The organism is Streptomyces sp. E2N166, assembly GCF_003671715.1.
GTDB lineage: Bacteria > Actinomycetota > Actinomycetes > Streptomycetales > Streptomycetaceae > Streptomyces > Streptomyces thinghirensis.
Genome location: NZ_RAIF01000019.1, coordinates 1 through 945, shown reverse-complemented (window position 1 = coordinate 945; position 945 = coordinate 1). Strand labels below are relative to the sequence as shown.

1 protein-coding gene is annotated in these 945 nt (G+C 69.6%); it reads left to right on the top strand.

What is annotated here, in order from left to right:
- Window positions 1–945: hydrogenase expression protein (locus EBH09_RS16870; RefSeq protein WP_121747845.1), on the top strand; the 945-nt coding region annotated here is incomplete at its 3' end.

Here is a 945-nt window from a genome sequence, read left to right as displayed (position 1 = left end):
GTGAGCCTTTGGACTTCGCTGGAGCCCGCGTCCGCCACCGTTGATCCCGGCAGTAGCACGCGTGTGCGGCTGCGGGTGCGTAATACCGGTGATGTCGTTGACGAGTACCGGTTCGACCCTGTGGGGGATGTGGCGCCGTGGACGACGGTGGAGCCGCCGACGCTGCGTTTGTATCCGGGGACGACGGGGACGGTGGAGCTGACGTTTGCGCCGCCGCGTACGTCGGATGCGGTGGCGGGGCCGAATCCGTTTGCGGTGCGGATCACGCCGACGGAGCATCCGGACGCGGTGACGGTTCCGGAGGGGAATCTGACGATCACGCCGTTCACCGAGGTGCGGGCGGAGTTGGTGCCGCCGACGGTGAAGGGGCGGTTCCGGGGGCGGCCGCGGCTGGCGGTGGACAACCTGGGCAATACGAAGGTGACGGCGTCGGTTTCGGGGAGTGATACCGGGGATCATCTGTCGTACGAGATCCGTCCGGGGAATGTGCAGATCGAGCCGGGCCGGGCGGCGTTCGTGGAGACGACGCTGAAGCCGCGGCAGATCATCTGGTTCGGGTCGAAGGAGGAGCGGCCGTACTCGCTGGCGGTGCGCCGGTCGGGGGTCGAGCCGGACGAGGTCGAGGGGACGTATGTCCAGCGTGGGTTCCTGCCGGGCTGGCTGGCGGCGTTCTTCGGTATCGCGCTGGCGTTGACGATCGCGTTCGTGATGATCTGGATTGCGTACAAGCCGCAGGTCCGCACCAGTGCCACGGATCAGATCGAGCAGGCGGGCAGTGCGCTGGCGCCCAGTCCGAGCGCGAGTCCGGAGGCCCTGCCGAGCGCGGTCGAGTCGGTGCCCGAGGTGCCGAAGGCGCCTGAGCAGCCGGCCTCCGAGGAACCGAAGGGTGACGGCGGCGGAGGCAAGGGCGACGGCGCCGGCGGTGGCGGAGGCGGAGGCGGGGAG